This is a genomic window from Chitinophaga nivalis (genome assembly GCF_025989125.1).
GTDB classification, from domain to species: Bacteria; Bacteroidota; Bacteroidia; order Chitinophagales; family Chitinophagaceae; genus Chitinophaga; species Chitinophaga nivalis.
The window spans coordinates 7,475,749-7,483,290 of record NZ_JAPDNR010000001.1; the positions used below are offsets into that span (position 1 = coordinate 7,475,749).

Genomic DNA, 7,542 nt, shown 5'->3' on the forward strand with positions numbered 1-7,542 from the left:
CATTAAAAAAACAGTATCATGTTACAAGAAAAATTTCCTTTTGAATTACCAGTGCTCTCCTATGCTACCAATGCACTGGAACCAGTGATAGATCAGACCACCATGGAAATACACCATGGTAAACACCATCAGGCTTATGTAACCAATCTCAATAACGCGCTGAAAGATACTGCCGGGGCCTCCGTAGACCTCGCAGGTCTGTTGGCCAATATTTCCCAATACAGCCCGGCAGTGCGCAATAACGGCGGTGGACATTACAACCACTCCCTCTTCTGGTCTTTATTGATACCAGCAGCCGGCCAGGTACCAGCAGGCACCCTGTTAACTGCACTGGAAAGCCGCTGGGGCAGCATCGCCGATTTTAAGGAGGCTTTCGCCAAAGAAGCCCTGCAACGCTTCGGCTCCGGTTGGGTGTGGCTGATCGTAAAACCTAACCAAAGCCTGGAAATCACGTCCACCCCTAATCAGGATAATCCGCTGATGGATATCAATACCACCAACAGAGGTATTCCTATCCTGGCACTGGATGTATGGGAGCATGCCTATTACCTCAAATACCAGAACAAACGCGCTGACTATGTGGCTAAATTCTGGGAAGTGGTAAACTGGGAAGCCGTAACAAGCCTATACGAAAACGCCGTAAAATGAGTGCGCTGATCATCAATGGCGCCCTGGAAGGATATACCGGGCAAAATATTGCCAACACCTTTGCCAGCCTGTTGCAGGAAAAAGGGATCGATACCCGCATCTTTCAGGTAGCTAATTGCCTCGTTCCCCCGTTTCAGTTATCCGGTACGCCGCCAACACCCGCCACGCTGGAGATGGTACAGTTGTTCCGGGAAGCCGATCTGCATATCTGGCTCGCGCCGTTGTACCATGGCAGTATTCCCGGTATGATGAAGAATTGTTTCGACTGGCTGGAACTGAGTGCCACGGCAACACCGCCCTATCTGACCAATAAAGTGGTAGGTATGGTTTGCTGGGCCGATGGCGGTCATGCGCTGAATGGTATTGTTACGATGGACGCGGTGGCCAAATCATTGCGTGCCTGGACATTGCCACTCACCATTCCCATCATTAAGAGCCAGCTATACGATGCACCACAAAACGGCGTCATATCATCCGGCTATAAAAATAAATTTGACACGATGGTACAGTTGTTAACCAACACGGTACATCCTGTTACAGCTATAAGATAATCGTTACGTTTCATGTAACAGTTGTAGGTTTGATAAGCCGGGGCACTCCTGTTCCGGCTGCTCTTTCATTCCCCCATGCTGATATCCGGATTCAATTATCTACCTAAAAAAAGGACTACCTATCCGGCAGTCCTTTTTTCGTATATTCATATATGTTATACCATCGTATCATCTGTACTTTTGATGCGTTGCTTCCACCGGATATACCAGGGCTGGTGATGCAAAGACAACAGAAAATACAAGGCCAGCGACGCTGTTGCAGCAATGATAAACATATTCAGTCCTACTGCTACGCCAATAGCCGCTGTACACCAGATCGTAGCGGCAGTTGTTAACCCATGCGAGGTACTGCTGCCCCCGTTTCTGGAAATAATGCCCGCCCCCAGGAAGCCTACGCCCACTACAATATTGGCAATGATCCTGGAAGCCGCCGCCAGGTCGGTGAGGTGTTTTCCAACAGCGGTAAACAGCGCCGCGCCAATGCATACGGCCGCATAGGTACGGATACCTGCATCCCGGCCATGCCGTTCGCGGTCGAAACCAATGAAAGCACCCAGTAGTAAGGCTACCAGCAGTTTAGCTACAATGATCAATTCATTACTGATATCCATTGTTCCCATATTATTTTTTTAAACGGAATGCCAGTAAACGCAGGCCATTAAATACTACCAGCAAGGTAGATCCTTCATGTACAATGACCGCGCCACCGATAGAAGCAATACCTGCAATCGTGAGTGGAATCAATAGCGCGACCATCCCCAGGCTCATCCAAAGATTTTGCCGGATAATGCCTTTGGATTTCCGGCTCAGCGCAATCGCAAAAGGCAGGTTATCCAGTTTGTCTGCCATCAGGGCAATATCGGCTGTTTCCAGCGCCACATCTGAGCCGGCTGCTCCCATCGCAATACCAACGGTACTTTTCGCCATCGCCGGCGCATCATTCACCCCATCTCCGATCATCGCTACTTTTCCCTCCTGCTGATTCAGGTCCTGTATCGCCTTCACCTTCTGTTCCGGCAACAGTCCGCCCCAGGCCTCTGTAATGCCGATCTGCCGCGCCACCGCATCCGCTACTTGCTGATTGTCTCCGGTCAGCATAATCATCTTACGGATACCGATTTCCTTTAACCGGGTCAGTGTCTCTGCCGCTTCTTCCCGCGGAATATCCATCAGGGCAATAATACCGATAAGTGTACCATCCTGCTGGGCAAGCATGGTGGTATTCCCTTCTTTTTCCAGCTGTGCCACCTGCTGGTAGATATTATCTCCGATGGCGGCGTTATCCTGCTCAAATAAAGCCAGGTTACCGATCACTATTTTTTTACCATTATAGGTAGCCCGTACGCCCCTGCCGGTGACAGCCTGCAGGTTTTCCGCTGCCGGCACTTCTTTTTTCAGGCGTTCCTGTCCACCTTTGACGATCGCTGCTGCCAGCGGGTGATCACTTAGTTTCTCCACGGCTATCACGGCTTCCAGTAAGGCTTCCGCTGTTATGCCATTCAACGGCACAACGCCGGTTAACCGGGGTTTACCTTCGGTGAGTGTACCTGTCTTATCAAAAGCAAGGGCTGTTAAGCTACCCAATTCCTCCAGCGGACCGCCTCCTTTGATCAGTACTCCACTTCTTGCCGCGCGCGCAATACCGCTCAACACCGCACTTGGCGTAGAAATAGCGAGGGCACAGGGACTTGCTGCCACCAGTACGGAAATAGCCCGGTAAAAGCTCTTGCTGAAAGGTTCATCAATCACCAGAAAAGCAAATAACAACAGTACCACCAACAGTAATACCAACGGAACAAAATAGCGTTCGAATTTATCGGTAAACAATTGGGTGGGCGATTTCTGTGCCTCTGTTTCATTGACCAGTTTAATCAGTCTTGCCAGGGTGGAATCTGCCGTTACTCTCGTTACCTGCACTTCCAGTACCTGACTACCATTGATGGTACCGGCAAACACTTTATTTTCCGCATTAATGTTCTTTATCTGGCTGTAGTCCTTTCCGGGATCTGCTACAGGCGATTTATCTACCGGTACACTTTCGCCGGTAATCGGCGCCTGATTTACACTGCTGTTGCCTTTCACCACCACGCCGTCGGCAGATATTTTGCTGTTGGGTTTTACAATGATAATATCACCGGCAACCAGTGCTTCGATGCCTATTTCCTTTTCTTCATTATTGCGTCTTACAATAGCTGTTTTAGGCGCCAGGTCGGCCAAGGCAGCAATCGATTTACGTGCCTTGTTCATGGCATAATGTTCCAGTGCATGTCCCATACTAAAGAGGAAAAGCAATAAAGCACCTTCTGCCCAGTCGCCCAGGATCGCCGCCCCGATGGCGGCTACCAACATCAGAAAGTCGATCTCAAATTTACCTTTGCGTACAAACTCCACAGCTTCTGTTGCGGTAAAATATCCGCCAAAAAAATAAGCGCCTATATACAGGGATAAACTCACCCAGGAAGGGATGCTACTGATAAAAGACAGGCCGAATCCTATGCCCAGCAAAGCGCCGCAGATCAGGCTGAACAAGAGTTCTGTATTCTTCCCGAAAACACCGCCGTGCGCATGTTCGTGCTCCGCAGCGGCAGAAGCATTTTCTGTATGTCCGTTTTCAGCAGCGGTATGCGTATGCTGAGATCCAGCTGTATTTTTTTCTGTGGAATGCTGATGATCTGCTGAAGGCTGTATCATAGACTAAAAATATTTAAGTAGGTAAATGTTACCGGCGTTTCATATGCCATCAGGCAACAGCCGGCTTATTGATGGCAACAATGGTATTTACAGGAACATCACACCCGTATCTTTCCGGGATGCACAACAGGCACTTACACAGGTATGCAAGTTGCGGGCAAAACAGTTCAACTGTAAACAAGACGATTAGCTTATCCTAAACGGGGCGGTTGCCAGATCTTAAAGGGAATATACCGGGTAACGGCAGTAGTATAATCTGCATGAACGGCAGCCATGGCTACCGGCAACCAGTTATATACAATGATGGAAACAGGTTCCTGTATACTGGAGCAGCAGGTACAGGTACAAAAAGGGGTACAGCTATCCATATGAATGGTTCGCGCTGATGAAGCCGCCTGCACAACCGTACCGGCGCCCCTGTTGGGAGCAGCCATACTGTCGCTGCAAGGAATGCAGTTCAGCATAAATACCAGTACGACCATTATGTAAGCCACCCACTTCATGTAAATGCTATACTTTTTTGTATAGCACAAATTTAAGCAATCATCTCCCGACGTACATAAAAATGATTGCAACTCCGTTGTAATTGCCAATGGCGGTATAACAGTGATGGTCTTTTATTCATGGAGTATTTTTATTTCTGTTCTTCTGTTTTCTTCATGTTCTGCATCTGTACATTTTACACCCGGTTTGCAATGATTCAGTAAATGTGCAGCACCATATCCCTTTGCCACCAGCCGGTTGCGGGCAATACCCGCCTGTACCAGGTAGTTAACGGCAGCGGCTGCACGCCGTTGAGACAGCTGCTGATTATAGCGGCTCTTACCCCGGCTATCGGTATGTGCACTCAATTCTATCCGCATGGTCGGATGCGCCTGCAGGATACCCGCCAGGCTGTCCAGCACCCTCGCCGCGTCTGGCCGGATGTTGGATTTATCGTAATCGTAATACAGATTTTTCAGGATGAAGGTAGTACCTGTTTTATATTGTTTTTCGGGACATACTGCCAGTTGTAGTACTTCGGGTCCTTTTTTGCCACGTGTATTAAATTCAATACTATCCCGCTGATGTCCGCGGGTAAGCCGGATGACGTAGTCGGTTTCTGCCTCCAGTTTAGTCGTGAACTTCCCATCCGGTCCGGCAGTAAAGCACCAGCCAATTCCCCGCTGTTTGTTATACAGGTAGATACAACTTTCGCGGTATGGCGGGCATACGGTGGCTTCCAATGGAATCTGCAAAACAGGAATCGGAATAGGTGTGATGGTTTGTTCCGGAGATGCCCACCGGTAAATATCATCATCTCCATGTCCGCCAATGCGATTGGAAGATAAAAATCCACTGCCATTTTGTTTGCTCACGAGATAGAAATCATCCCCGGCTGAATTAACCGGATAACGCAGGTTTTCCGGATTACTCCACTGCGCCTTTGCACCGGTTGCCTTGAATATATCAAACCCACCTAAACCTACCCTTCCTTTGCTGGAATAATACAAAGCACCATCGGGGCCAATGGTAGGAAAAGCTTCTTCTTCTGCGCTATTGATGGCGGCCCCGCAGTTCTGCGGCACGCCCCATTTTCCGTCTGACTGCTGTTCACTGTACCAGATATCTGTAGCGCCCTGACCACCGGGCATATCGCTGGCAAAATACAAGGTATGCCCATCCGGACTTAATGCTGCATGGCCGAGCGAGTATGCTGCCGGTTTATTATAGGCAAAAGCTACCGGCGCCTCCCATTTTCCTTTATCGTTCTTATGACTGATAAACAGTTCCAGGCGGCGGTTCCCATAAATGGTAATGCCACGCTTGAACTTTTCCTTCTGCACAGCGATCCGGCGATCAGGATCGGTTACCGTAAAATAGGCTGTGTTGTAGCCCGCATCAAAAGCAACGGGGCCGATATGATAACGATACTGGTTAAATACAGCGGAAAGATCACTGATATATACATGGCCATAGTTGCTGCTATCTGCCAGATATAATTTGTAATAGGGCCGTTTGCTACGTCCATACAGGTTTTTATTGACCCTGCTGTCCGCATCCAATATTCCACGCCGCAAGGAATCCGACATAAACACCACACCACCCGGATACCAGGTAGCGCCCCAGTCGGAGCGTGCAGTATTCAGGGAGGACACATTTTCGATATAATCCCTTGTCGGATTTTGTATCCACTGTGCTGCAATATCACAACCTGCAATACGGTCAGCCACCTGTTGTTGCTGGTTGGTTTTTTGTGCATATTGCGTATAGGCTGCCTTCGCCGCCTCATATTTCCCCTGGCTTTTCAGCATATCACCGTAGTACAAACCATCTTCCGGCTGTGCCTCCGGCATCGCTACCAGCTTCGCATACCAGTTGGCAGCTTCTTCATAAGCATTTATCTTACGGTAAGAATCTGCGAGCCGCTCCAGGGTGAGTATATCCACCTTCTTCTTTGCTGCCAGCCTTTTATATAAGCCGGCTGCCCGTGCATATTCATATCTCAGATAATACTCTTCTGCCTGACGGGCTACAGATTTCTGTTCCTGCGACCATAGCGGTTGTGCCAGCAAGCAAAACATTAATATGATCCCTATTTTTTTCATAAATGCGATATAAATGCCAATAAAATACCTGTATACCTGTTATTTATTTCATCCCTGTCAGCTATCCTAACCATACAACTGATCAGAAATACCGGGGACTGGTGATACGGCGTTTTTTGTTCGGGAATAAAAAGCCCAGTGATATTTCATGCGAGCCGCTCTGTGAAGAAGCCAGCTTACTAATGGTAATATCATAAGCATATCCGATCCTGAATTTCTCTGTTGCATACAACTCCACAATGGCACTCACAGCATCCAGCGGATCCAGGTCGTTGGCCAGTGCCGGCTTATCCCACAGCTTCACGCCCGTGCGATAGGAAGCACCTACCCATAACCGGTCTGCTATCAGGAGGAAGGCATTCAGGTCTACGTTGGTAGGACCTTTGAAATCTTCCTTCAACAGGATGGAGGGTTTCAGCTTCACGTTTTCAGACAGGTTGATCAGCGTACCTGCAGTTAAATACACGTGCTGTGTTTTGCGGATTACTTTGTAGTTATACGTCTTCCAGTAATACCGCGTATTGTCTGTATACAGTGAAAACAAATCCATCACGGAAGCACCGATATAAAATTTGGGCGTATAATAGTAAATACCGAAACGTGCATCCGGCACAAAGGAAGATACCTTGGCCACCGGTAGTCCCAGATCTCCATCGTCATTGTATTGCAACGCGGTACCATCAATGGAATACTGCGTAAAACCGGCGCCGATTCCCAGGCACAAACGACGGGTACCTTCTTCATCGAGCGGAATACGATAGGAATACATGCCATACACAGACAACGCATCCTGCGGCCCCAGCTTATCATACATCGCCTGCAACCCCAACCCTACCCGTTCGTCGCGCGAATTCACCACTCCATCCAGGGAGATACCGCCGGTTTGCGGTGCTCCCGGAAAACTGACCCACTGATGGCGGTAGATCGCATTCATATACAGATCTTCCTTGTATCCCGCATACGCCGGATTTACTCCCAGCATATTAAACACATATTGGCTGAACTGTATATTTTGCTGCCCGCTTGTTAAGCCAGGTACCATGCCCAACAAGCCAAGCATTAGT

The 7,542-nt window shown here is 48.7% G+C and carries 8 protein-coding genes; 3 read left to right on the plus strand and 5 right to left on the minus strand.

Annotation, left to right across the window (positions count from 1 at the left end; genetic code table 11):
• Positions 1-18 precede the first annotated feature (18 nt).
• Positions 19-648: a superoxide dismutase gene (locus OL444_RS27205; protein ID WP_264728172.1), complete on the plus strand. Its 630-nt coding sequence runs from the start codon at positions 19-21 to the stop codon at positions 646-648.
• The gene (locus OL444_RS27210; RefSeq protein WP_264728171.1) at positions 645-1,199 is read left to right on the plus strand and encodes an NADPH-dependent FMN reductase; all 555 of its coding nucleotides are present in this window, start codon (positions 645-647) and stop codon (positions 1,197-1,199) included. The genes OL444_RS27205 and OL444_RS27210 overlap by 4 nt, the downstream gene beginning before the upstream one ends.
• Before the next feature lie 155 nt (positions 1,200-1,354).
• Here the strand turns inward: OL444_RS27210 and OL444_RS27215 are convergent, their stop codons facing one another.
• Together OL444_RS27215 and OL444_RS27220 are read right to left on the minus strand one after the other, a co-directional pair.
• Entirely contained in the window at positions 1,355-1,819 is a 465-nt protein-coding gene (locus OL444_RS27215) for an MgtC/SapB family protein (protein WP_264728169.1), read from the minus strand.
• A gap of 1 nt (position 1,820) precedes the next feature.
• Positions 1,821-3,890 (minus strand): heavy metal translocating P-type ATPase, encoded by a 2,070-nt coding sequence (locus OL444_RS27220; RefSeq protein WP_264728167.1) that lies wholly within the window; start codon positions 3,888-3,890, stop codon positions 1,821-1,823.
• 43 nt (positions 3,891-3,933) lie between these two features.
• Here OL444_RS27220 and OL444_RS27225 point away from each other — a divergent pair, with 43 nt between their 5' ends.
• The gene (locus OL444_RS27225) at positions 3,934-4,080 is read left to right on the plus strand and encodes a hypothetical protein (RefSeq protein ID WP_264728165.1); all 147 of its coding nucleotides are present in this window, start codon (positions 3,934-3,936) and stop codon (positions 4,078-4,080) included.
• Position 4,081: 1 nt separating this feature from the next.
• On the opposite strand, the gene OL444_RS27230 is transcribed toward OL444_RS27225, so the two are convergent.
• The 3 genes from OL444_RS27230 to OL444_RS27240 all read right to left on the minus strand — a co-directional run bounded on the left by OL444_RS27230 (position 4,082) and on the right by OL444_RS27240 (position 7,538).
• Positions 4,082-4,393, minus strand: a complete 312-nt coding sequence (locus tag OL444_RS27230) for a DUF6660 family protein (protein WP_264728163.1) — start codon at positions 4,391-4,393, stop codon at positions 4,082-4,084.
• 114 nt (positions 4,394-4,507) lie between these two features.
• Positions 4,508-6,478: an OmpA family protein gene (locus OL444_RS27235; RefSeq protein ID WP_264728161.1), complete on the minus strand. Its 1,971-nt coding sequence runs from the start codon at positions 6,476-6,478 to the stop codon at positions 4,508-4,510.
• Between the two features lie 82 nt (positions 6,479-6,560).
• On the minus strand, positions 6,561-7,538 hold the full coding sequence (locus OL444_RS27240) for a PorP/SprF family type IX secretion system membrane protein (protein ID WP_264728159.1): 978 nt from the start codon (positions 7,536-7,538) through the stop codon (positions 6,561-6,563).
• Positions 7,539-7,542 lie beyond the last annotated feature (4 nt).